Below are 24,101 nucleotides of genomic sequence, written 5' to 3' on the forward strand. Positions count from 1 at the left end.
AAAATAATATTTTAGAACATACTAATAGTATACCATAAATATTATTTCATTAAACAATTTGGAGGTATGTATATGAAGACGGAAGGCTATTTTGATAGTTTAAAGGAGGCGAATGAAGCTATCACAGCATTAAAAAATGCTGGTTTTAAAAACACTTCTTTGGATTTAATGGACGAAACTATAAAAGAAAAAAATGTTATTACTAATTTACCTGGAACGGAAATGAACACCAGCTTATCAGATTTGGTACTAGAGTCAGGCAACCGTGGTATCGACATCGGTAAAGCTCCTTTATCTGCAGCGGATCCAATGGTAAGCGGCATGGCAGGCTTTGAAGAAATTGCTGACTTGAGCCACAAAATTGTTGTTGAGGCAGATAGCAAAGATATAAAAGAAGCAAAAAGTATTATTAGTAAAATGGGTGGGTCATCAGATAATCTCAAGCATTACCAATAGGAGGTGACAACATGCAAACCGATAAATTTCATTATAAAAGCTTAAACAATACAAAAATAGCTAAAAAAAATATTGAAAGTATCATCAGTGCGCTTAATGGTGTCAATACAGTGATGATGGATGTTATGGATAATACCATAACAGTTGCTTATGATGATGAAAAAACATCTTCTGCTGAAATTAGAGCAAAACTAGATGAGAATAAGTTGGTTTAGGGTTTAATGAAGAACGTCCTAGGGTTCTATAAAAAACACTAGGACTTCTCTTTAAAAACAAATACTACTTCTCAATAATTAATTATTTTTTTATATATCCTTCTTTCACTGATTCATCAATAATATTTTCCACTAGCTCTGCTAATATTTCTGAACCTTCTGCTATACAGTGAAATCTCTTCTTTACTTTCTCAAGGGTTACCTCATGCTTCTTCCATGTTCCTCCCTTTGTATAGTAATTATGAATCAGAGGCTGTACTCGATCTAATGCTGCAGCAAAACGCGCTTCTGGTGTTTCCCTCTCTTCAAATTCCCTCCACAAGCTATGAATTTCCTCACCTTGATCATGTGGTAATAAGCCAAAGATCCTATTAGCTGCTGCTTTCTCTCTCTCATCCTTATCCTTATAACCTTCATAATCATAGGCAAATGTATCTCCTGCGTCAATCTCTACAATATCATGAATAATCACCATCTTCATAACACGAAGAACATCTATATCCTCCTTATTAGCATACTCTGCTAAGAGCATCGTTAACATTGCTAAATGCCAAGAATGCTCCGCGTCATTTTCCCGCCTCGACTCATCAATCAAGGTAGTCTGTCTATAAATACTTTTTAATTTATCAATCTCTACAATAAAATTGATTTGTTTCATTAATCTGTCATTGCAAATCAATATAATTCCTCCTTATCATCGTGTTATTATTAAATAATTTTTAAAATCTTTTTAAATCACCTCTATTAAATGTCCACTCAGGAGTGACCAGCGTTTCACCAAAGTCTAAGGAATACCATGGACTTAATTCCTTATTCCTAGGATTTTTCAGTATATGTATGTCTTGAGCCGGCATGTAACTTTGTGCCAAAAGGAATAGTTTTTCTCCTGTTTGTTTGTTTTCTACAATATCAACAACAATTACACAATGCCCTGGACTACCCCCCTGTATAAACACATCCCCTATCTCCATTTCCTCAATTGATACTTTCTTTAATTCCTGTGCTAGAGATAGTGTCCCTGCATAAGCAAATACAATATCTAGATATTTTCTAAAACTTTGATAATCCTTTGAATAATCTGCTCTTTTTACCCAGCTGACATTGTTACCATTAACCGATATTCTATAACCCTCCATCCATTTACGATAATCGGCTGAAAACCCATTTGTAAAGTTAAAATGAATTTTGTCATATAATCCTTGGTCATATAAATATTCAGCTCTTAATCTAATCACCGCATCAGCACATTGCTGTAAATCTCGGTCTCCAACGTCTATATCTATTACTGCTTCATAAACATCTATTCTCTTTTCTCTGCCATCATAATAAATCACTTTTGAACCATGGGGTTTTAATGGTAGATTCCTCAAATAATCTCCAAAAGTGTTTTTTATAACATCTATTCTTTCAAAATTTTGTGGAGGCAAGATTCTCACTTGTATGATATCTCCTTCTATATTTAAAAGATCTATGTTCTCTTGTTCTACTGGTATGTTTTCGATAAGTTTTGATGATTCCTCAACTACCATCGATTTTTCATTATGATCTGCATTGTTTCTATCAATATTTTTATCAGTGCAGGCAGAAAGGAGTTGTAGGGTAATCAATAGTAATACTAACGCTTTTCTCACAATAATTCCTCTCCTTGTTTAATTTGTATTCTAGCAAGTGCAAACTTAATAACATGAACCACATCTATTAATAACCATTTATGTTTATTATTAAATTATTCTCTAATTCTTTTTGTTTTCCTTCAAAGTTCAGTAAAACTCATTAACTTTTTGGGCATAAAATTGAGCCCTCTCGACATTGTCAAGAAGGCTTATAAATATTTATTCCAAAGCTAATATTTCTTCTATCAGCTTTTCTCTTAAAGTATCGATCTTCTCAAATTGTATGTTGGGTACATAGTAATCTTCTATCAAATCATGATTTTTCTTTGTTCTTTGTAGATTATAGACTACATCATCAATTAGCTTTTTAAACAATACTTCGCTATACTCTAATTCTTTTTGATACTTATTTAGCTTTTCAATGTCTAAAAATTGATTTAGGTTAAAGGTTTCTTTATCCTTAAATTTATTATTTGTAGTAAATGCCATATTAAGCTCAGGGATAACGATGGATTCTACTTTTCCCGGTACCAATGGGGTGTGATAGAACTCTATGTCGTATCCCTTTTCTATTGCTCTTACTGCCAATTTTTCTAACAATGTAGATTTTCCTGTTCCGGGAAATCCTTTGATAAAATAAATATGATCTGCAGCATCGATATAGGTTTCTGCAAAATCTATGTGGCCAATATGAGTATAGGCACTGCCAAATAAATGTCTTTCTATTGCTATTTTTTCTTGAGTTTCTATTTCACTAAAGAATCTTGCTATTATTTGATTTGTCAATTGATTTACCTTTAAAAAGTCCATAGCTTGATTATAAGTCCATTCGATATCATCATGAATCAATTTTGCAGCAGGTAGAAACTTATATACTCTTTTATAGATCTTACTGTTTTCATCAATAGATTCAATAACTGTATCCTTATTTTTTCTTAAGCCTTCCTCCTGCCAATAATCTCCTAAATGAACGATTGTATCAATAGCTCCAGGATATTTAGGATCCATTACATGGGGTGCTGTGCCATCTAACATAGCTACTTTAAGCTTTGGTATAACAATTGCATCTATGGACTCTGGATCAGCAGAACAATGATGAAATTCAACATCATAGCCTTTTTCTGTCATAGTATGACCTACCTCCTTCATCATACTGGATTTACCAGTTCCAGGTCCTCCCTTTAGAAAGTATACTTTATTGGCTTTTTTTAAATCAACAATGTAATGAAAATATGAAAAAAATCCTAAGGAAGTGTTGCCTCCTGGCAGTAACCTTTTAATTTTTCCTTTATATGTCATTGTTTCCCTCCTTACAACAGAATATATACCATATTATTATAATATCCATTTACTTCTTTTTTGTGCTATTAGGTCTTATTGAAATTTTATGTAAATATGTAAATTCAATATATATTGTATTGCCAAAAAAGTAACACTTGCAATCATAGCTACTTAGATTTATAATATTTACTTGTGGGCTGGAGCTTTCTAAATATTATATTTATTTCAAGGCCTATAAATCAATGAATAGTTCTACATATAGTCCTATATGTGGGACTATATGTAGAATTTGCGAACCCATTTATAAATCAAATTATTGATGCTTATTATTGAACTTTTTTAATAATTATTATAATTTTATATCAAAGGAGGGGATATGCATAGTATATATTGTTTTTGACAATCTTAATATTAAACTAGTTTAGGAGGTACATTATGGCAAATTTAAATCAAGATCAAAACAGAGATCAATGGAGTTCTAAAGTTGGATTTGTACTAGCAGCCGCTGGCTCTGCTGTAGGGTTAGGAAACCTATGGAGATTTCCTTATACAGCTGGCCAAAATGGTGGTGGTGCCTTTGTACTCGTATATTTTGCAATTCTTGTTTTAGTGGGATTTACATTAATGTTAGCAGAATTAATTATTGGTAGACACACGCAGTTAAATGCTGTTGGTGCCTATAGAAAAATTCGTGAAAATTGGGGATGGGTTGGGGGTATAGGCGTATTAGCCTCTTTCTTAATTTTATCCTTCTATAGTGTAATTGGTGGTTGGGTATTGAATTACATAGTGAAATCTCTTACCGGAGCCTTTACAGTGCCTAATGTTGACATGGCTGATATGTTTGTAGGTTTCATTACTAACCCAACTGAACCTATTTTATATCATGCCATTTTTGCTTTTCTTACTTTAGGTATTGTGATGGGAGGAATTAGTGGTGGTATTGAAAAATACAGTAAAATTTTAATGCCTAGTTTATTCGTCATGATGTTCTTAATTATGATTCGTTCAGTTACTTTACCAGGGGCAAGCGAAGGTATCAAGTTCTTCTTAGCACCTGATTTCTCAAAAATTAATGGACAAGTTATGTTAGCAGCTCTAGGGCAAGTATTCTTCTCCTTGAGTTTAGGAATGGGTGTGATTATCACCTATGGTAGTTACTTAAGTAAAGACGAAAATATTCCACAAAACTCCCTCATCATTCCATTAGTTGACACAGGGGTTGCTTTATTAGCAGGTTTAGCAATATTACCGGCAGTATTTGCATTAGGGTTCAGTCCAGATCAAGGACCATCACTGCTTTTCATTACTTTACCAGCAGTATTTGCAGAAATGCCTTTAGGTTCATTCTTCGCACTATTATTTTTCATATTGGTGCTTTTTGCAGCATTAACTTCATCTATTTCTTTATTAGAGGCTTCAGTCTCCTATGTAGTAGATGAATATCACTGGAATCGTAAAAAAACTTCTCTTACCTTAGGTTTAATTGCATTTACATTAGGTATTCCTTCTTCCCTGGCACAAGGAGTTTGGAGCCATATAAGACCTTTTAGAGATTTAGACATTTTAGACTCTATAGACTTTGTCGCTAGTAATGTTATGCTTCCTCTTAGTGGATTATTGCTTTGTCTCTTTATTGGTTGGGTATGGGGTATTGATAATGCTCTTAAAGAAGCTACTAATAATGGAAAAATATCATTTAAACTTGCACCCTTCTGGGCTTTCCTGATTAAATGGGTAGCACCGATAGCTATCTTAGTTGTATTTATTCAAGGTTTAAGATCCTAACAAAACTCCCCTCTGATAATCATTCAAGATAATTATCAGAGAGGAGTTTTTTATTACTTACATACAGAAAACGTTTTACATGTTTTTTATAATATAAATCTCTAACACTTTAGGATACGTGTTATAAATGTATAAATAACTCCAGTCATAAATAGAAATCCACCAGCTAAAAGTTGGTGGATTTCTATTTATTCATATCAATAAATACTTTTGCAATTTCAGGATCAAACTGTGTTCCAGCACAGTTCTCGATTTCTTTTAGTGCTTTCTCGTGCCCAATAGCTTCTTTATAGTTGGTTCCATAGCTCATCACATCATAGGCGTCCACAATAGCTATGATCCTTGAAATCTTTGGAATGGATTCCCCCTTTAAGCCCTTTGGATAGCCTTTCCCATCCCATCTTTCATGATGATACAAAACATATTCTGCTATATGCTCCAGTTCACGTGAAGATCTTGTAATTCGATATCCAATCTCTGAATGCTTTTTCATTTCCTTCCATTCATCATTTGTTAATGGTCCTGGCTTATTAAGAATTTTTTCTGAGATGACGATTTTCCCTATATCATGTAGAATTGCAAGTATACCTACCGCCGTGATTTCTTCTTGACTTAATCCAATTTTCTCACCTAATGCTATCGCTAATCGCTTCATACGATCTGCATGTTCTCTTCCTTCATAATTCTTCTCAAACAAAGATTTTTGTAAAGAGGCAACGATACTGTTTCGTGTGCTATTAGATTTTAAAAACTTATTCCTATACATTTTTTCTTCTGCCCATTTAATAACTTTAAAGAAACTTTCATTCGCATTTTTCTTTGTTGCACTTCCTAATGATATACTGATACTCATAGGATCTGATTTTTCTTGGCTACACATATAAGTTATTCTCTGACATATTTCTTTAACATTTTCTTCACTGGTATTAGGCAATAATATTGCGAATTCATCCCCACCCCATCTAGCTATACTATCTTCTTTTCGACAAGCTTTCTGCAATACGAATGCAATCTTTTGTAATAATATATCTCCTTGATGATGACCAAATATATCATTAATTAATTTTAATCCATTCACATCTCCTATTATAATAGAAATAGGCAACTGTCTTGATTTATCTATCCGTTCTAATTCCTCCTCAAAATAAGCACGATTATATAACCCCGTCAATTTATCATGGAAGCTTAAATATCTGATTTTTTCTTCTGCCTTCTTTCGCTCCGTTATATCTGTATAAATCCCATAAAAACCGATAATTTCATTATCTACAATTGTCGACCCACCCCTAACGACGACAGGGATGATCTTTCCATCTTTGCTTAATCTATAGGTTTCTAAGTCTACAATTTTGTTCTCTATGGCCCTTTCACTTATGTGTCTCGCCTCGTTTATATATTTTTCATTAGCAATTAGGTTATCGAGATTTTTTCCCTTGCATTCTTTCAATGTATACCCAAATATTTTAGTAAATTGATTGTTGATATTTATGACATTACCTTTTCTATCTAGGTAAACAATAGCATCAGGTGAATCGTTAAAAAGAGAGAACAATATCTTCTGTTGCTGTTTTACTTTTTCTTCTTTTCTTCTACTTTCAGTTACATCTAAATAAATGCCAAAACCTCCTGTTATAACATTATCTATAACAATAGGTATCCCTCGAAACAATATATAGATAAGCTTCCCATTTTCTCGGTCTTTAACGACAGTTTCAGAGAACAGACTTTCTCCCTGGAGTATGCTCTTAATAACAGAGTCGGAAATGTTTTGATTTTTGCTAAATAATTCATCAATCCTTCTACCCTTTATTTCATCAAAAGTATATCCAAACAATTCTGTAAATTTAGAATTTACATCGACAATTCTTTCTTCTGCATCAAATTGTATTATTGCGTCTGGCAAATGCCTAAACAGCAACTCAAAAGGATTGTCTCCTAATGCTACAGACTTATTAAATACTGACGCTCTGTATTCTTCACTCATATATACAACTCCCTATTTATTGTTTAGAGAATGTTTTTAGACAACGTTCTAAAATTTTCATACTATACTATACCATACTATTGATTCTATATAATTTTAGAACCTCCTTCAACATTTTTAATATTTATGGGTAATTTATTAAAGTTATATAGACGTGTGCTTCTATAAATGAATATATATGAACCTACAATTAATTTCCCCTTTGCTACGTTTTTTAGTCACGATCGAAATTGTAGATCTCTGTGTGTTAAAATTAAAGTATATAAGTATATATCTATATTTGAATTGTTAAAAATTAATGAATGATACCATTTTCCTATGTTATAATAATATTAATCTATGTGATTTTTGACAAACTGGGGGAAGAAATATGAAGAAAAAATTATTAACTGTATTTGTGTTCGTTATGATTATTTTAGTTAGTATCCAAATCAGTATTATTTGGAGCTCCCATAGACAAACAGCTAAAAAATCTGATGTTATTATTGTGTTGGGTTGCAGACTTTGGGGTGATCAACCTAGTCCTATGTTGGCTTATCGGTTAGATAAAGCTTTAGAATTATATGATAAAGGCTATGCTTCTAAAATTATTGTCAGTGGTTCTCAAGGTGAAGATGAGTGGGTAACAGAGGCGGTCGCTATGAAATCTTATCTAGAAAATAAAGGTGTTGATTCCGAAGTGATTTTTAAGGAGGAAAATTCCTTTAGTACCTTTGAAAATCTTTATTATAGCAAAGAGATTATGGATCAAGAAGAGTTTAAAAGTGCTATTATTGTTACAAACTCTTTTCATGTGCACCGTTCTTTAATGATTGCCAATAGATTAGGCATGGATGTCTCCAGTAGTCCTGCCAAATCCTATCCAAATCCCCTCTTGATTACTAGGTATTATATTCGTGAGGTTTTTGCTTATATTAAAGATTTCCTATTTTCTTACTAGCCTATTATCATTATGATATTCTATATAAGAAAAAATGTCCTTGGAATCATAATTATAAGAAAAAAAATGAATGTCGTGACAAGGTTTACATCGTGGATGGATCGTGCCAATTGCAAAATCAGGTGGTTAACTTGATTTTAGATGTTCTTTATACTTAGGGAGTTATTTCCTCTGCTTTAATTGACCAATTGGAATGAAGTGTCACAATAATTCAAATTCCTTATATAGTCACTTATGCTATGCTTGGCTTTTTCAGCAACCTCCAGACTGTTCAAAAGCCTTCAGATTCGAGGCGCAAGAAAATCCAGCGACCGCAGCGTATACAGAAATACGTAAGGGTGCTGGATTTTCGAAGCAACGAAGAAAATGAAAGTTTTTCAACAGTCTGAGGGATCGTCTATAGACGATCCCTTTCTATTTAACTATTCTGTCTTAATGGCTTCAAGCGCACTAAGATTCATTGCTCTCCTTGCAGGAGAATATCCCGATACTATACCGATAAAGGTTGCAAATAGTACTGCAGCTATTGCCAGTTCTATAGGTATAACAGACATTCCGGTAGTTCCTCCCATAGATCCCAAAAACCCTCTACCAATTTTATTTAATCCAAAGGAAACCGTATAGCTTAATACTAAACCTGCAATTCCTCCACAAAACCCTATAATACCAGCTTCAACCAAAAATAACTTTCTTATATCTGGCAAATTAGCTCCTAACACCTTCATTACTCCTATTTCTCTCGTTCTTTCGTATATACTCATAATCATGGTATTGGTGATTCCAATAGCTGCTACAAATAGACTAACTGCACCAATGCCTCCTAGAATCGCCTGCATCTTTGCAGAGGTTTCCTTCATTGACTTTAGCATATCAGTCAAGCTGTAGGTCTGGAAACCCATTGCCTTAATTGTCTCCTGTACCTTTTCCACATCATTCATGTCTTTTACCTTAACACTAATTGTTTCATATTTATTTGTATCTCTCCCTCTATTTCTAGAGGATGAATCTTGACGATTGGCTCGGCGATCTTCTTCGATTATTTTTTCCAATGCTGTAATATTCATATAGGCATAATAATCCTTTTCGCTGAAGCTTTCTGCTAGAATGCCCACCCCTTTAACGTTATGGGGCTTTGGTGGAGTATACTTACTATCCTCCTCTATACGATTGTTTCTAGTCTCCCCGTAGCTCATATCAGAGGTTAGGATAAGACTATTACTTATTAAATCAACAGTGTTTCCGTTAGAACCCCTTCTATAATCATAAGAATTTCTTAATCGTGGATTATAGAAGTCCATGGGAACATTCTTTCCAAAAACCATAGCATCTTTATCTGTGGACAATAGAAGTCTTCCTTGATCTATTTTAAAATCAAAGGCCTCCATCACGTTAGGATCTATCCCTATCACTGATACATATCCTACCATTCTTCCTACCCCCATTTTATAGTGGGCTCTTTTGGTAGCCATTACCGCTTCTACTCCCGGTATCTGTTTAAAGCTTGCAACTGCTTGGTCATTAAGGCTAACCTTTTTACTTTGCCGGGAATCCATAGAGTCATCGTAATAGCCATAGTTATGTATCTCTATCATATTTAAGTTTCCCATTTGAGAAAGCTGTTCTTGAAAACTTCTATCCATAGCAATTCCAAGAGAAAGCATAATAACGATAGAGCTAGTTCCAATAATTACTCCCAGTATGGTTAAGAAAGTTCTAGTCTTTCTTTTCCAGAGGTTTCCTAATGCCATCTTCAGTAGATCTAAATTATTCATAGAAATCCACTTCCTCTAACTTCTTTTTCCGTCTTTTATAGTAAATAAATGCTGCAACTGCTAATAGAATGACTCCTCCAATACCAATGGCTATTTTCATTTTACTAGAAGGGCTATTAGTATTGTCGAGTTCCATAAAGGGTTCTGGCATAGGAGGTTCCATTTGTTCCATAACCTCTAGGGTAACCTCCCTTTCAATGATAAAGTGTTGGTCAATCTCATCATCATACTCAAAGATAATCTTCCCTTGGAGAGTTCCTAAAGCTGTAGGAACAATAGTAACATCATAATAGTTGTTTTTCCCTGCCTCTAGATCCCCAATATATAAGCTTCCTTCATTGGTGTCGAAATTTCCTTCAATGCTAATCATCATATTTCGTATTAGTCCACGACCTGCATTATAAAATTCTAATGATAAAGGTATTGGTATCCCCACAAAGTTTTCATTTGAAAGTGCAATTTCTCCCATGACTAGATTAGCTTCTTGTATAACTGGTATCCCCATTAATTCCTTCGTACTATAATCTTTTCCCTTAGTATCTTCATATTCAATTTCGGCAAAAATATTATGGGTTTTGTAGGTTGCATCTATTTTAGGTCGTAAGCTAATCGTCTTTTCTACCTTTCCATTAGGCGGTATTTCCTGAATATAAAAGGAGTTGCTACCGTTTACTGGTGAAAAAATATCTCCATCAGAGGTTAAGCTTACCCTTATGTTCCTAACATCATGGTTTCTATTTGTGTTATAGAAGGAAATTGTTAATGGAAACGATTCTCCAGCTTTAACAAATTCTCCCCCATAATCATATCGATCTATCACAAGCTTAGGTGTAACGGATTCTCTATCATTGCTATCTACAAAAACCCCTACATATTGGTTAATAACCTGTGTCTCTTTTTTACTGCCGCCTCCTGTTTCATATTCAACACTGACTTTTATAGGGTAATTTTTCGATTCAATATTTTCCTTTGCAAACATCGTGAATTCTAAAGGAACACTTTTCCCAGCTACAAGACTATCAATATTCTTTACAGACATAGTTTTAGGAAGAACTTCTTCTCCTGCATCAACACTTATCTTCAGGTTATTGACATTTTGGCTGCCTATGTTTTTTAAATCAAACTTAATATTAAAATCAGTATAAGGTTTTACCGCTTCTTGTGGGTAGATTAGATTTTCAAAGACAAAGGTAGTTTGGCCTGAACCTACTTCTTCTACTGGTAAGTATACTTTTGTTTCTACCTCATAAGGTACATTATATTCGTCCTTATAGGTTATGAATAAATCTAAACTATAGGTTCCACTATCCAGATTCTCACCGGCTTCTACGTTGAAATATACGATCCTATCTCCTCCAGCAGGTAGAGTTTGTATATCTACAGTGTCTTGCGGAGAATCCAAAAATAACCCACTTCCTGAAAACCCTCCCAATCTAATCTTTACCTCTTCAGCATCTAAATCTCCACTATTCTTTATGGTAAATCCGACGGTTCTGGCGCTTCCACTTAATAATTTTCCACTATCGACCTTTGTATCCATTAGACTTAAAGAAGGTGCTTTATATTCATTCTCTATTTTAATATAGATCGTTTCTGACAAGCTGTAATTTCCTCCATTACGGGAAGAATATTGAACATTTAGTTTAATGGCGTACGTTTTAGCTTCTGCATTCTTTTTCACATTCAAATAAAATGCAGCAGTTTCTGTGCCGCGACTATCAATTGATGATACTTTTCTATCAGTAACCATTCTATCAATTTCAAAAGGAAACTCTTTGGTATCCTCAATAACAGGTGAAACAAAAACATCTACAGCTTCACCATTTGTAGTATTTTGTATAGGTATCGCTAATCTAACCTCTGTTCCAGCTTTAAATACTGGCATCTTATAATCTCTTCCAATGACTAAATGAGGTTCTTGTACATTTGCTGGCTCATTATATTCTGCATATGAATATAATGGTTGAAATATCATTGATATAATTCCACAAATCATTAATAGACAAAAAAGTTTACGCTTCATTATTTATCCCCCTATTTTCCTCGTTATTCTCCTCAATTTTTTCAATGTTACCATCCAACATATAATAGATTTTATCTGCAAATGCCGCGATACTTCTATCATGGGTTACTATGATGATGGTTTGATTGTTTTCTTTGCCTAATGCTAGCATTAACTGTAGTACCTCTTGGGTAGTTTTAGAATCTAAATTTCCTGTAGGTTCATCTGCAAAAACAATAGGAGGTTTACTAACAAAAGCTCTAGCTATTCCTACCCTCTGTTGCTGTCCCCCACTCATTTGGGTTGGTTTGTGCTTTATGTACTTTTCTAAACCTACTGCTTTCAATATATTTGCAGCTGCCTTATCTCTGATTTTTTTAGTAATTCCTCTAAAGGTCAAAGGCAAACTAACATTTTCTAATGCTGTTAAAGTTGGCATAAGATTATAGGATTGAAAGATAAACCCTATATTTTTTTGCCTGAATTTTGCTAACTGCTTTTCATTCATCTTCTCAATATGCTTTCCATGGATTTTAATAGTTCCCCGTGTTGGTTTTTCTAAGCCCGCCATTAGATTAAGTAACGTTGATTTCCCTGATCCAGATGTTCCTAATAAACAACATACCTCCCCAACCTCTATTTTCATAGAAATATTGTTGAGTGCAATTACTTTTTCATCCCCTACTCTAAATACCTTTCTAACATTATCAATCTCGATTGCGCATGTAATAATAAATCCCTCCCAAGCCTCAAAGCTAATTTATACCAAAGAAATACATGTAAAAATCTAGAATTAGCAATGCAAACACTTGCAATTCTAGAAAATTATACCATACAATCATAATTAAAAATAATTAAGATTTTGTTAAGATTTTAAATAAATTGGAAGTATGTCAATTATTAGACGATATAAAGTCGATAAATGTTTCATAATTTGGAAATATTTCCTTGTGATTTTCAATAAAAATTTATTCACAATAAAAAACCTTTCCTAATAGCAAAAACTTTGGAAAGGTTTTCTGTATTTAAAATACTACTTAAAAATTAATTACTTCAACAGTTCCTCCAATAATATTCAAGCGATGTTGTGCTTCTCCAAATTGATAGCCACCAACAACATATTGGATAAAACCCTGATCTTGCTGCTCTTCTACTTCCCAGTCTATATTACCCTTTAAATTGTACATATCATCTACTGCTAATTCTAATTGAAAATTCGACTTTGCATTTCCAATAACTTGAATGTTGCTAACCCCGTCAATCAACCAATCTCCCTTTACTATCTCTCCATCAACCGCTACCTTTGAATAGTAGTTCCCTCCTTTGATTTCAACGTCTACATCAACAGGTAGAAATAAATTATAATGTAGATTTGTGACCCCCTGTTTAAAGTCATCTCTTCTATCTACTGAAAGGAAATGGACATAAAGGGTGTTGCCAATTTCTTCTATGATAACATCTCCCTGTTTCATAATTTCTTCCGCAGTTTCTAAAGAAGTACAGAAAACATCTCCGCTGCCTCTATAGGTTATCTTCTGTTCACTGTGCCCCTTCAGCTCAATTGTTGTCCAATTTGGGACTTGAATTATAATTTTATTGATATTTCCATTGATGGGCTTTTCCATCGTCTCCAAAGCGATTGAGTAATCATTACTATTTACCCATGTAGTTAGATACCCTAAAATCCCCATTGATGCAAATCCATAAAAAATCGTACTGGTTAAAAATATCACAGCAATCATAAATATGCTAAATATGTCATATCTGATTTTAGGTTGCTCTTCCTTTGCTCTATAGAGGTAATACAGTATTTCTCCTCCTAATAGAATTAACAGTACTGGCCAAGCCTTTAGTAGCTGATCAGCAATTCTAAAGCCTCCAAATAAGGAAATCAACAAAATTACTCCTAAGACCATCAAGGTAATCCCCATGGATAGGGTTCCTACTCTCCATCTTCCCATAATTCATCCTCGCTTTCCTCTATCTTACTACCCTTAAGAAGTTTGAGGCCCCCAAAGATTAAAAGAATAGATACTATCCCCATTTGGACAAACTCTCTGATCCTATAGCCAAAGTACATTGCTATTATAGGAATAAGTATCCTCTCCAGTAATAATAGTGCCCCTAATATGATCAAGGCATAAGCCAATAATTTGTTATCCCTAGGTAGTCCTCCCTGCTCTTTGAACCATTTGAAAATAAACGTATCTGAATCCACGGCTTCTTCTTCTCCATTGGTTTTTCGTAAACCATCAAAAAAGCTATAGGCCCAAATGATGGGAGCAATAAACATAACAACACCTAATCTCATCATATCCCCTAGAAAAAAGGGAAGAAAAAACAAAGTCATTAGCTGCACTCCTTGTTTTTTTAGTCCTAAATTTAAGTGGGCAGCCCCTGGAACAAAACATAGTAAGAATCTGATGAACCTTTTAATCATTTAAATCATCCCTCCCTGGTTCTGTATACACAAAATTTATCTTTTCCACTGTAGCATCCATGAAACGCTGGGACCAACCACTGGCAACAACATTTTCCATCTGTCTTGTAGTTTGAAATATGCCTGATGTAAAGTTAGGCAGTTCCTCCATAAGCATTTGAAAAAAACCACCATACATCAGCAGCATTGTAATAGATGCTGCCACAACATAATATTGAAAGAGTGTTTTTCTAGTTGTTTTTCTTTTTACGGAAGGTGTATAAAAGTCGATTTTCGATAACACTTGATCAGTAAAATCCTCTGATAACTCAATTTCTTCTGGAGAATCAAATTTTTTAACCTCACTAAGATACCTTTCTAAACAATCATTGCATTTTAATAGGTGTTCCTCCATGACCTCTCTTTTAGTAGACTCTACTGTATCATGGGAGTATTGACTCCATTCATATTTGGTATAATGTCTCATTTTATTCCTCCTTCCATGCTTCCCTTAGTAGTTTTTTACCACGATACAACCGGGACTCAACTGTTCTGACACTAATACCTTCTACCTCAGCGATTTCTTTGTAATTCATTGATTGAATAAAATATTTTTCCAATATATCTCTATATTTGCTAGGCAACTGAAGGAGAAGGGCGTGTAGTTTCCTAATTTCTTCTTCCTTGAGAACTTTTTCCTCTAGAAGAGGTTCGGTTCCTTGTCCGATGGATTCAATATTTTGAAGGTAGCTTAATAATCCTTCTCTCTCCCGCTTCTTTTTTCGGGTCCAATCAATTGATTTATGAACAGCTATTTTCCCAATCCAGCTTCTAAAGCCTTGACCCCGATAATTTTTTAGAGAGCTATAGACAGCCATAAAGGTTTCTTGTGCAATGTTTTCAGCCTCTTGCCTATCCTTAACAATATTAAGGATGATGGAGAATACATAATTTTTATGAAGATCAACAATTTTTCTAAAAGCAGCCTGTTCCCCTGAAAGTACTTTTCTGATAAGGAATTCTTCCTGCTCCATAGCCCCCCTCCCTTCTCTCTAACAAATAATAGACGATGGTTCTTTGAAAAACCCTGCAAAAATTGTATAAATTGTGAAGAGATCCTCATTCTTTACAAAAGATCCTCTCTATTATCTTTTATTAATTCATGAATATTATCAAATAACGTATAGTCATAGTTTTCATGCAAAGAAACCTCTAATACATCGTAAAGCTTTTCTAATTGCTTAGTGATCTGGTCAATTCTATGATCATTTTTAACTAATAAATACATTCTACTTACCTTTGCATTCTCCAATCTTCCACATAAAATACCCTCTAGGTTAAAGGCTCTTCTTGTAAATAGTCCTGTAATTTGAGACATAACTCCTGGATGATTGTTTACCGTCAGTTGTATAATAATATCTGCTGTTTTATGCATGGTTTTTCACTCCCATCATTTCATGATTTGCTGCTCCGGGTGGTACTGTAGGCATAACATTTTCCTTGAAATTTATAGGTATATTAATGACACAAGGACCAGATGTCGATAATATCTTTTCCAAAATTTCATTCGGGTGCTCCTGATCGATCAAATCATAACCTCTAATACCGAAGCATTTAGCAATTGAAGCAAAATCAGGGTTTGTAATGAAGCTAGAGGCAATATAATTGCCTTCAAAGAACAACTCTTGTTGCTGCCTTACCATCCCTAAAACTCCATTATTTAGTATTATTATGCTTATGTTCAAACCCAAATCCGCTAAAGTAGCTAATTCCTGAATATTCATTAGGAAAGATCCATCTCCGCTTATACAAACTATTTTCTTATTAGGATTTGCCAACGCAGCACCTATAGCAGCTGGTAATCCAAAGCCCATGGTCCCTAGTCCGCCTGAAGTTAGTAAAGTGCGAGGTCGATTAAATGGATACGCCTGTGCAGCCCACATTTGATGTTGGCCAACATCAGTTGTTATAATGGTATCCTCATCTACTATACTACCAATACTTCTTATAAGATTTAAAGGATGATATAAATCATTATTTCTTGGCATATAAGAAGGATTGGCCTCTTTTATTTTTTCGATCTCTAAAATCCATTGTTTTCGATGATGACAGTTGATTAATGGTACTAAATCCCTCAGTACAATATTGATATCCGCAGCCATTGATAGATTTGTTCTTTTATTTTTATCCAGCTCTGCAGGATCAATGTCTACATGTATAATAGATGCTTCTGAACAAAATTTAGCTATATTTCCTGTAGCCCGATCATCAAATCGCACCCCAAAGGCTATTAATAAATCTGTTTCGTTTAATATAAGGTTTGTATAGGGTGCTCCATGCATGCCAAGCATTCCTAAGTAAAGACTATCATCAGAGGGAAAAGAGCCAATCCCCATCAGGGTTGAAGCTGCTGGGATATCATTTCTCTTAGCTAACTGGTATAATAATTCATGGGAATTTGACTGCGCCATCCCTCCCCCAATATATAATAAAGGTTTTTTTGATTCATTAATCATTGTAGCTATCTTTTTTATATCTTCTAGACTAACCCTGTCTTTATTAATAACTATATTTGTTTCGATATTCGTATCTTCATCCATAGGCCAATTTTCAAATTCTATTTCTTCCAGTTGAACGTTTTTAGGAATATCTATAATAACAGGGCCAGGTCTTCCTTTTTCAGCTACTCTAAAAGCTTCTGGTATAATATGAAATAATTCCTTAGCTGAGGATACAAAAAAGCTATGTTTTGTTATAGGAATAGCTAGCCCGCAGGTATCTACCTCCTGAAAAGCATCGGTCCCTACCATAGAAGTAGGTACTTGTCCTGTAATTGCAACAATAGGAACAGAGTCCATTTTTGCATCAGCAATAGCTGTTAGTAAATTAGTTACACCTGGGCCTGAAGTGGCAAAACAAACCGCAGCCTTGCCAGTAGTTCTCGATATACCTTGGGCTATAAAACCAGCCCCTTGCTCATGCCTTGCAAGAATATGCTGTATCTTTTTGCTTTTGGCAAGGGCACTGTACATTGGAAGGTTAGTACCTCCAGGAATTCCGGCAATTTTATCAATTCCCTGCTCCTCTAGCAATTTAATAATGATCTCGGCTCCACTGTACTTCATAATATTCCTCCTTCTTCTCCATTTAAAATTTAGAACATGCTATCCTTACATAAGTTTAATCCTTTTCAATACCTTTCTAAAAATAAAAAGCCCTTCGTCCTATGAATAGGACGAAGGGCTAGCTCCGCGTTACCACCTAATTTTGTACAAAAAGTACACAGCTTAATATAGTACAGGATTACTCCGATACCACTTCCCCTATAACGGTGGGAATCCGTTGAAATCTACTCTTTTACAATTTCGGTTCACAGCTCAGAGGCTACCTTCTATATATCCTTCAGGGAAATTTTCCACCATCATTTCCTCTCTATACTTCTGGAATATATGTACTCCTCCTCATCGAAGCCTTTCTATATGAATAAGATATTTACAGAATATTTTAATAGTTTTTAATATTATTGTCAATAGTTATTTTTAATTTTTATTTAAATTATTTACTATTCCAACTTTACGCTGTTTGAAAGGTCTTTTAATTCTTTTAATATTTTGGTCGTATAAATAGCATCATTTAAAGCTTGATGGAATCTATGATCCATCTCTATGTTAAAAATCTCCACCGCATTTTTAAGTCCTATTTGTCTTCCCTTAGGTAAATTTAAATGGTTCATGCAGATTTTTTGTATGTCGCAATACTTTTTAATCCAGTTAATCTTAATATCAAAAAAAGCACAGTTTCTTTTTAACTCGTTTATATCATCTGCACCCCAAGAACATATGATAAAGTCATCTTCACCAATCCATTCTTTAAAAAGCCCAATTGCCTCTTCTATAGGGAGTCCTCCCAATAAATTTTCAATAGTTATCTGAGTTTTCTTTTTTACCTTTGGATGAAGCTTTGTATATAGTTGAGGCTTAACAAATATTTTAAAGGTATCTTCGATTTCAAGTTTTGAGTTTGTTTTAACTCCTCCGATTTCAATGATTTCCTGTGGACATAAGGGAATGGTATTGCCTTTAGCTAATTGGTTTGTTTTTCTGTTGATTTTAAAAGGACTATTAAATTCTAAATCAAATATAATATATTTCATATGATCAATACACCTACTATTCTAGTATTTTCCTCTACTTATACTATCTTTAAGATTTTCTTAGAATTTTATTCTCTATTAAAATTCATTTTTGCCAAATACTATTTATTCAATCTATTAACCTTACTATAATAGTATACTATTTCAAAAAAGTCAAAAACACCAAAAACCTTGAGCCTTTGGTGCCATTGGTAAGCAAAGAAAACTAATATCAAAATTTATCTTTAAAATTATTTATTAGGAATATGAATCGCTCTTTTATCTACTGCCAATGCTGCCTCTCTAACTGCTTCCCCCACTGTAGGGTGTGCATGGATCGTGGCTATTATCTCGTCAATAGTAGCCTCCATCCCTATTGACAGCGCACATTCTGCTATCAAATCGGTTGCCCTCGGTCCTAATATGTGTACACCTAATACTTCCTTAAACTCTTTTCCGACAACAAATTTGATCATTCCATCCCCACCCCCCATAATCAGAGACTTTCCATTTGCCATTAATGGGAATTTGCCAATAATATAGTCTATGCCCTGTTCCTTTGCCTGTTCTTCTGTTAAACCAACAGAAGCAAACTCAGGGTTCGTATATACACAAGATGGATTTGTCTTAATATCAAACATACCTTCATGTCCCAATGCATTTTCCGCTGCAACCTCACCATGAGCAGATGCAACATGAGCCAACATGCTTTTTCCTGTACAGTCACCAATTGCATAGATTCCCTTGACGTTGGTCTCCATTTTATCATTGACAGTAATCCTTCCTCTGTCATTTAGAACACCTGCTCTATCCAGTAAAAGAGCATCTGTATTTGTTTTTCTCCCAACAGAAATTAAAGCCTTTTCACAGCCAAACACTTTACTTGTGCCATCTTTCATTTCAACTGTTATCTTTGATTCTACTCCATCATCCTTAATGGACATCACCTTAGCTTCTGTACAGATATCGACACCTTTTTGAGCCAGCTTTGATCGTAAAATTTTTGTAAGCTCTCTATCCATCATCGGCAAGATTTCATTTTGCATTTCAATCACGGTTACCTTACAACCAAGTGTACTATATAGTGTTGCAATTTCAACACCGATTACACCACCACCCACAATAACCATTGTTTTAGGAACTTCTTGCAGCTCAAGAGCACCTGTACTATCAATACATTGCTTTGCTTCAATTCCTGGTATTGGAGGCATTACAGGCATGGAACCTGTAGCAATAATAATTCTATCTGCTCTTAGTGTTTCGACAGTACCCTTTGTTGTCTTCACTTGAATTGTATCTTTACTATCAAATGATGCTAATCCTAAGATGACTTTTACCTTATTGGCTGCTAATAACCCTTGTACTCCACCTACTAATTGATTTGTTATTGCTTTTTTTCTCTCTTGTGCTTTTCCAAAGTCAAGTTTTACGTTTGTAATGACACCATATTCTGCTCCATTTTTAGCTTCCTCATAAATCTCTGCTGTATGGAGTAAAGCCTTTGTAGGAATACAACCAACGTTTAGGCAGGTACCACCTAAATATTCTTTTTCTACTAGTATAACTTCGCCACCCAGCTGAGCAGCTCTGATAGCCGCCACATATCCCCCTGGTCCTCCTCCAATTACAACAATTTTTGTTTTAGCTTTATTCATAATAAAATATCCTCCTTAACAGTCCCTTTTGTGAAAATTATCGTAAGAATAAAACCGTTGTTAGAAATAACGACTTATTCTTATTCTGGTAATCGCTTTTCTTTTTCTTTATAAATACATCTGATCAGGATCTTCTAAATAATCCTTAATCATTTTAAGTAATTGTGCCGCCAATGCCCCATCTGCAACTCGGTGGTCGAAGGATAAGCTAAGTGTCATCATGGAAGCAGGAACAATCTCATCATTTTCATTTACAACCGGCTTTCGTACAATTCGACCAACGCCTAAAATAGCACTCTCAGGTAGATTAATGATAGGCGTAAATCCATCCACATCATAGTTTCCAAGATTACTAATGGTAAAGGTTCCTCCCATCAGTTCATCTCCAGAAAGTTTGTTTTCCTTTGCTCTAGCTGCTAAGTCTTTTATTTCTTTACTTATGGCTTTGAATCCCTTGCGATCTGCATCCCTTACAACTGGAACAAGCAACCCTTCCTCTAGAGCAACTGCCACACCAATATTAACTTTGTCATGGATAATAATTCTATCCTCTTCAATAGAGGTATTCATCATAGGTATGTGTCTAAGGGTCGTTGCAATCATTTTTACTAAAATATCTGTGTAACTTAACCGTACCTCTGTGTTTTTGTCATTCAGCTTACTTCTAAGAAGAATTGTCTTGTCCACATTGGCCTCAGTGGTAAGTGTAACATGGGGAGCATTGTGTTTGCTTTCTGTCATCCTTTTCCCAATCACCTTGCGCATACTTGTCAACGGCTTAATAACATCTGCACTTTCTGTTGGTACATCAGGAGATTCCACCGCTTCATAGATGGTTTCCACAGATACTGTCTCAGTTCTTTTTGGTTCCTGTGCCAATACATCCTTCTGGACAATACGTCCGCTAAATCCAGAACCAGTTATGCCTGATAAATCTATACCCAGCTTTGTTGCTGTTTTTTTCGCTAAAGGTGAGGCCTTAATACGTTTCCTCTGTGCTTTTTCAGTAGTTGGAGAGATATGCTGCTCCTCCTGTACCGCTACATCCGCTATAGTCTCTGTCTTAGAAGAATTAGAATCTATATTGATTTCTTCATCAAGGCTGCCAACAATAGCTAACAATCCTTGAACAGGTACTTCGTCCCCTTCTTTAGCATAAATAACACGTAGTACACCATCAGCTTCACTTTCAATTTCAGTTGCCAGCTTATCTGTGGTAATTTGTAAAAGAGCATCTCCTTTTTGTACAACATCCCCTTCTTTTTTTAACCACTCCCCAATCATGCCTTCCGTCATAGTTAAGCCTAATTGAGGCATCCTAATTTCTGTTGCCATCGTATAATTCCTCCTCTTATAACTTGTAGTTAACTACTTTTTTCACTGCCTTAACAATGTCATTAGAATTTGGAAAGAAGGCATCTTCCAGCGGTGGGCTAAATGGTGGAACCACGTTCAACCCTGCAACACGTTCTACAGGGGAGTCAAGCTCATCAAACAATTCTTCCATAATTTGTGTAGCAATCTCACCTGCAAAGCCGCTCCTTTTATAGCCTTCCTGCACTACTACTACATTGTGGGTTTTGCAAACGGATTTCTTAACTGTTTCCCAATCCAAAGGAACGAGAGAACGAAGATCAATTACTTCTACATCTATGTCATCCTTCTCCAGCTCTTTTGCTGCTTCCAATGCAAATAGTACCTGCCGTGACCATGCAATAATCGTTACATCCTGCCCTTCGCGCTTCACATCCGCCTCACCAAGAGGAATGATATATTCTCCCTCAGGAACTTCGTCTTTTATGGCATACAGGATCTTGTGCTCTAAGAAAATCACAGGATCTTCGTCTCGAATAGCCGCCTTTAGCAGTCCCTTGGCATCAGCAGGTGTCGAAGGGGATACAACCTTTAACCCTGGTATATGGGTGAAAAGTGTTTCCAGACACTGTGAATGCTGGCCAGCATTACGTCTTCCTGCCCCCATTGGTGCACGCACTACCATTGGTATATTCACTTGTCCACCTGTCATATATCTCATTTTAGCCGCTTGGTTCATGACAGGATCCATAGCTACTCCTATGAAATCCACATACATTAATTCAACCACAGGACGAACGCCACGCATTGCTGCCCCCACTGCCATCCCAGTAAATCCTGACTCGCATATGGGGGTTTCTATAACTCTATCAGGGCCAAATTCATTTAGAAAACCTAGTGTAATACCAAATGGATTTCCCATTTTTCCCATATCTTCGCCGATAACTATTACATTTTCATCTCTTAGCATCTCTTCATACATTGCTTCTCTAATTGCTTTGCTCATGCTTAATTTACTCACCGAATGACACTCCTTTCGTTATCTGATGCGTATACATCTAATGTAACCTCACTTGCATCTGGATATGGTGATGAGATTGCAAATTCAGTAGCTGCTTCTATTTCTTTATCCATAGCTTCCTCAATTTCAGTTAATTCCCCATCTTCCATTCCTAGTGAAATTAAATGGGCTCTAAATCTATCGATAGGATCCTTTTTCTTCCATTCCTCAGTCACTTCTTTAGAACGATAATCAGCAGGATCTCCCTCATAATGACCACGCATACGGAAGGTATTACACTCTACGATAGAAGGACCATTGCCCTCGCGAGCATACTGAACAGCAGCCTTCACTGCTTCATAAACCGCTAGGACATCGTTTCCATCTACGGTTGTCCCAGGTATGTCATATGCCTTAGCACGAACAGCAATATTGTCTGTATTTGTAACCGTATGAATGTTAACAGAAACTCCATACTGATTGTTTTCACAAAGATAAACTACTGGTAACTTCCAAGCTGCTGCCATATTAATGGATTCGTGGAATGTTCCATGATTTGATGCAGCATCCCCAAAAAAAGCTAATGTTACTTCATCGGTTTTTCTGATTTTTGATGTTAAGCCTGATCCTGTTGCGATTGGTATTCCAGCACCGACAATACCATTTGCTCCAAGAATTCCTAAGCTAATATCTGCAACATGCATGGAACCTCCTTTACCACGGCAATATCCTGTAACCTTACCAAAAAGTTCAGCCATCATCTTATCGGTTTTCGCTCCCTTTGCAATACATTGTCCGTGACCACGGTGGGTACATGCAATAAAGTCTCTTTTTTCTAATGCCTTACAAGTTCCAACTACAGTGGCTTCCTGTCCGATGCATGTATGAATATTTCCTGCAAGCATCCCCTTCATAAAACAATCTGTTAATTTTGTTTCAAATTTCCTAATCCTCAACATATCCTCATACATATGAAGAAGCATTTCCTTTGAATATTCTTCTTTATTCAAAATGAATCCACACCTTTCTAATGATTTTTTATAATTATTTTTCATCAGCTATAAGCTAATGAAGAAAGAATAAACTAAGTTGTCTTTTTCCTGTACCTTCACTTCATTTATCTAATCTTTGAATCACAGGTGATAAATACTATTGCAAGTTTCATACCAAATTTGTTTTTTTATAAATAAAAAAGTGGAATTTTAATCCACTTCTAACTTTTTTGTAGAAATCTAATTATTTTAGGAATTTATTAACTAGAAATTTTTAATAGTAGCATTTAATTTCCTATCATTTTAATCTCACAATCATGTGTTTTGTATTTCAACATTAAATTCCATGCTCAAATATTGAGCATCACATATAAAACCCTCTATTTTCAACAGCTTCACCTATTAGTTCGGATTTTGAGCACTGCTCAATATTTGAACATAAAAAAAGGGGATATCGGGAAATAGATAGCCAATAAAATAAGTCGGTATGACTCATGAGAGTTGTACCGACTTTGTCTTGTAAATTTTTTTAAAAATA

22 protein-coding genes and 1 other annotated feature are annotated in these 24,101 nt (G+C 35.0%); of the genes, 4 read left to right on the forward strand and 18 right to left on the reverse strand.

The annotated features are described in order from the left end of the window. The first annotated feature begins 72 nt into the window (after window positions 1-72). A complete protein-coding gene (locus tag CHB72_RS22520) occupies window positions 73-456 on the forward strand; it encodes a hypothetical protein (protein ID WP_089285124.1) in 384 nt (127 codons plus the stop codon). Between the two features lie 11 nt (window positions 457-467). Then, entirely contained in the window at window positions 468-671 is a 204-nt protein-coding gene (locus tag CHB72_RS22525; RefSeq protein WP_089285125.1) for a cation transporter, read from the forward strand. Window positions 672-753: 82 nt separating this feature from the next. Here CHB72_RS22525 and CHB72_RS22530 read toward each other — a convergent pair whose 3' ends face one another. The 3 genes from CHB72_RS22530 to CHB72_RS22540 all read right to left on the reverse strand — a co-directional run bounded on the left by CHB72_RS22530 (window position 754) and on the right by CHB72_RS22540 (window position 3,583). Further along, window positions 754-1,350 (reverse strand): HD domain-containing protein, encoded by a 597-nt coding sequence (locus CHB72_RS22530; RefSeq protein ID WP_330397111.1) that lies wholly within the window; start codon window positions 1,348-1,350, stop codon window positions 754-756. A 40-nt stretch (window positions 1,351-1,390) separates the two neighbouring features. Then, a complete protein-coding gene (locus tag CHB72_RS22535) occupies window positions 1,391-2,302 on the reverse strand; it encodes a DUF4846 domain-containing protein (RefSeq protein WP_089285126.1) in 912 nt (303 codons plus the stop codon). A gap of 201 nt (window positions 2,303-2,503) precedes the next feature. Then, window positions 2,504-3,583: an ATPase gene (locus CHB72_RS22540; protein WP_089285127.1), complete on the reverse strand. Its 1,080-nt coding sequence runs from the start codon at window positions 3,581-3,583 to the stop codon at window positions 2,504-2,506. A gap of 417 nt (window positions 3,584-4,000) precedes the next feature. On the opposite strand from CHB72_RS22540, the gene CHB72_RS22545 reads away from it, so the two are divergent. Beyond that, window positions 4,001-5,353: a sodium-dependent transporter gene (locus CHB72_RS22545; RefSeq protein ID WP_089285128.1), complete on the forward strand. Its 1,353-nt coding sequence runs from the start codon at window positions 4,001-4,003 to the stop codon at window positions 5,351-5,353. Window positions 5,354-5,537: 184 nt separating this feature from the next. On the opposite strand, the gene CHB72_RS22550 is transcribed toward CHB72_RS22545, so the two are convergent. Next, on the reverse strand, window positions 5,538-7,337 hold the full coding sequence (locus CHB72_RS22550) for a sensor domain-containing diguanylate cyclase/phosphohydrolase (protein ID WP_089285129.1): 1,800 nt from the start codon (window positions 7,335-7,337) through the stop codon (window positions 5,538-5,540). Window positions 7,338-7,707: 370 nt separating this feature from the next. Here CHB72_RS22550 and CHB72_RS22555 point away from each other — a divergent pair, with 370 nt between their 5' ends. Then, the gene (locus tag CHB72_RS22555) at window positions 7,708-8,277 is read left to right on the forward strand and encodes a YdcF family protein (protein ID WP_089285130.1); all 570 of its coding nucleotides are present in this window, start codon (window positions 7,708-7,710) and stop codon (window positions 8,275-8,277) included. 422 nt (window positions 8,278-8,699) lie between these two features. Here CHB72_RS22555 and CHB72_RS22560 read toward each other — a convergent pair whose 3' ends face one another. The 14 genes from CHB72_RS22560 to CHB72_RS22625 form a co-directional block, all read right to left on the reverse strand. Next, the gene (locus tag CHB72_RS22560; protein ID WP_089285131.1) at window positions 8,700-10,049 is read right to left on the reverse strand and encodes an ABC transporter permease; all 1,350 of its coding nucleotides are present in this window, start codon (window positions 10,047-10,049) and stop codon (window positions 8,700-8,702) included. Beyond that, window positions 10,042-12,072 carry a COG1361 S-layer family protein gene (locus tag CHB72_RS22565; protein ID WP_089285132.1) on the reverse strand — a complete coding sequence of 677 codons (2,031 nt, stop codon included), beginning with the start codon at window positions 12,070-12,072 and terminating at the stop codon, window positions 10,042-10,044. The genes CHB72_RS22560 and CHB72_RS22565 overlap by 8 nt, the downstream gene beginning before the upstream one ends. Further along, window positions 12,062-12,811: an ABC transporter ATP-binding protein gene (locus CHB72_RS22570; protein ID WP_330397113.1), complete on the reverse strand. Its 750-nt coding sequence runs from the start codon at window positions 12,809-12,811 to the stop codon at window positions 12,062-12,064. Before CHB72_RS22570 ends, CHB72_RS22565 begins: the two co-directional genes overlap by 11 nt. A gap of 277 nt (window positions 12,812-13,088) precedes the next feature. Beyond that, a complete protein-coding gene (locus tag CHB72_RS22575) occupies window positions 13,089-14,012 on the reverse strand; it encodes a hypothetical protein (RefSeq protein WP_089285134.1) in 924 nt (307 codons plus the stop codon). Further along, the gene (locus CHB72_RS22580; protein ID WP_089285135.1) at window positions 13,994-14,491 is read right to left on the reverse strand and encodes a hypothetical protein; all 498 of its coding nucleotides are present in this window, start codon (window positions 14,489-14,491) and stop codon (window positions 13,994-13,996) included. Before CHB72_RS22580 ends, CHB72_RS22575 begins: the two co-directional genes overlap by 19 nt. Further along, window positions 14,484-14,957: a hypothetical protein gene (locus tag CHB72_RS22585; protein WP_089285136.1), complete on the reverse strand. Its 474-nt coding sequence runs from the start codon at window positions 14,955-14,957 to the stop codon at window positions 14,484-14,486. The genes CHB72_RS22580 and CHB72_RS22585 overlap by 8 nt, the downstream gene beginning before the upstream one ends. A gap of 1 nt (window position 14,958) precedes the next feature. Beyond that, window positions 14,959-15,504 (reverse strand): RNA polymerase sigma factor, encoded by a 546-nt coding sequence (locus CHB72_RS22590; RefSeq protein WP_089285137.1) that lies wholly within the window; start codon window positions 15,502-15,504, stop codon window positions 14,959-14,961. Window positions 15,505-15,596: 92 nt separating this feature from the next. Beyond that, on the reverse strand, window positions 15,597-15,905 hold the full coding sequence (gene ilvN / locus CHB72_RS22595; protein WP_089285138.1) for an acetolactate synthase small subunit: 309 nt from the start codon (window positions 15,903-15,905) through the stop codon (window positions 15,597-15,599). Continuing rightward, the gene (gene ilvB, locus CHB72_RS22600; protein WP_089285139.1) at window positions 15,898-17,595 is read right to left on the reverse strand and encodes a biosynthetic-type acetolactate synthase large subunit; all 1,698 of its coding nucleotides are present in this window, start codon (window positions 17,593-17,595) and stop codon (window positions 15,898-15,900) included. Before ilvB ends, ilvN begins: the two co-directional genes overlap by 8 nt. Before the next feature lie 103 nt (window positions 17,596-17,698). Beyond that, window positions 17,699-17,947 (reverse strand) — a binding site (T-box leader). Window positions 17,948-18,032: 85 nt separating this feature from the next. Next, window positions 18,033-18,623 (reverse strand): 3'-5' exonuclease, encoded by a 591-nt coding sequence (locus tag CHB72_RS22605; protein ID WP_089285140.1) that lies wholly within the window; start codon window positions 18,621-18,623, stop codon window positions 18,033-18,035. Window positions 18,624-18,853: 230 nt separating this feature from the next. After that, window positions 18,854-20,257, reverse strand: a complete 1,404-nt coding sequence (gene lpdA / locus CHB72_RS22610) for a dihydrolipoyl dehydrogenase (RefSeq protein WP_089285141.1) — start codon at window positions 20,255-20,257, stop codon at window positions 18,854-18,856. Between the two features lie 108 nt (window positions 20,258-20,365). After that, on the reverse strand, window positions 20,366-21,592 hold the full coding sequence (locus CHB72_RS22615) for a dihydrolipoamide acetyltransferase family protein (protein WP_089285142.1): 1,227 nt from the start codon (window positions 21,590-21,592) through the stop codon (window positions 20,366-20,368). A gap of 16 nt (window positions 21,593-21,608) precedes the next feature. Further along, complete coding sequence (locus CHB72_RS22620; RefSeq protein ID WP_089285143.1) at window positions 21,609-22,592, reverse strand: alpha-ketoacid dehydrogenase subunit beta; 984 nt, start codon at window positions 22,590-22,592, stop codon at window positions 21,609-21,611. Next, window positions 22,589-23,581 (reverse strand): thiamine pyrophosphate-dependent dehydrogenase E1 component subunit alpha, encoded by a 993-nt coding sequence (locus tag CHB72_RS22625; protein WP_330397112.1) that lies wholly within the window; start codon window positions 23,579-23,581, stop codon window positions 22,589-22,591. Before CHB72_RS22625 ends, CHB72_RS22620 begins: the two co-directional genes overlap by 4 nt. Window positions 23,582-24,101: the final 520 nt, after the last annotated feature.

Source organism: Anaerovirgula multivorans, from assembly GCF_900188145.1.
Classification (GTDB): Bacteria; Bacillota; Clostridia; order Peptostreptococcales; family Natronincolaceae; genus Anaerovirgula; species Anaerovirgula multivorans.

Excerpts from the sequence above, each read along its gene's own strand:
- CHB72_RS22560 (WP_089285131.1), bottom strand. The coding sequence starts at position 10,049 with ATGAATAATTTAGATCTACTGAAGATGGCATTAGGAAACCTCTGGAAA.
- CHB72_RS22545 (WP_089285128.1), top strand. The coding sequence starts at position 4,001 with ATGGCAAATTTAAATCAAGATCAAAACAGAGATCAATGGAGTTCTAAA.
- CHB72_RS22585 (WP_089285136.1), bottom strand. The coding sequence starts at position 14,957 with ATGAGACATTATACCAAATATGAATGGAGTCAATACTCCCATGATACA.
- CHB72_RS22555 (WP_089285130.1), top strand. The coding sequence starts at position 7,708 with ATGAAGAAAAAATTATTAACTGTATTTGTGTTCGTTATGATTATTTTA.
- CHB72_RS22575 (WP_089285134.1), bottom strand. The coding sequence starts at position 14,012 with ATGGGAAGATGGAGAGTAGGAACCCTATCCATGGGGATTACCTTGATG.
- CHB72_RS22525 (WP_089285125.1), top strand. The coding sequence starts at position 468 with ATGCAAACCGATAAATTTCATTATAAAAGCTTAAACAATACAAAAATA.
- lpdA (WP_089285141.1), bottom strand. The coding sequence starts at position 20,257 with ATGAATAAAGCTAAAACAAAAATTGTTGTAATTGGAGGAGGACCAGGG.
- ilvN (WP_089285138.1), bottom strand. The coding sequence starts at position 15,905 with ATGCATAAAACAGCAGATATTATTATACAACTGACGGTAAACAATCAT.
- ilvB (WP_089285139.1), bottom strand. The coding sequence starts at position 17,595 with ATGAAGTACAGTGGAGCCGAGATCATTATTAAATTGCTAGAGGAGCAG.
- CHB72_RS22520 (WP_089285124.1), top strand. The coding sequence starts at position 73 with ATGAAGACGGAAGGCTATTTTGATAGTTTAAAGGAGGCGAATGAAGCT.
- CHB72_RS22615 (WP_089285142.1), bottom strand. The coding sequence starts at position 21,592 with ATGGCAACAGAAATTAGGATGCCTCAATTAGGCTTAACTATGACGGAA.
- CHB72_RS22540 (WP_089285127.1), bottom strand. The coding sequence starts at position 3,583 with ATGACATATAAAGGAAAAATTAAAAGGTTACTGCCAGGAGGCAACACT.
- CHB72_RS22550 (WP_089285129.1), bottom strand. The coding sequence starts at position 7,337 with ATGAGTGAAGAATACAGAGCGTCAGTATTTAATAAGTCTGTAGCATTA.
- CHB72_RS22565 (WP_089285132.1), bottom strand. The coding sequence starts at position 12,072 with ATGAAGCGTAAACTTTTTTGTCTATTAATGATTTGTGGAATTATATCA.
- CHB72_RS22605 (WP_089285140.1), bottom strand. The coding sequence starts at position 18,623 with ATGAAATATATTATATTTGATTTAGAATTTAATAGTCCTTTTAAAATC.
- CHB72_RS22580 (WP_089285135.1), bottom strand. The coding sequence starts at position 14,491 with ATGATTAAAAGGTTCATCAGATTCTTACTATGTTTTGTTCCAGGGGCT.
- CHB72_RS22590 (WP_089285137.1), bottom strand. The coding sequence starts at position 15,504 with ATGGAGCAGGAAGAATTCCTTATCAGAAAAGTACTTTCAGGGGAACAG.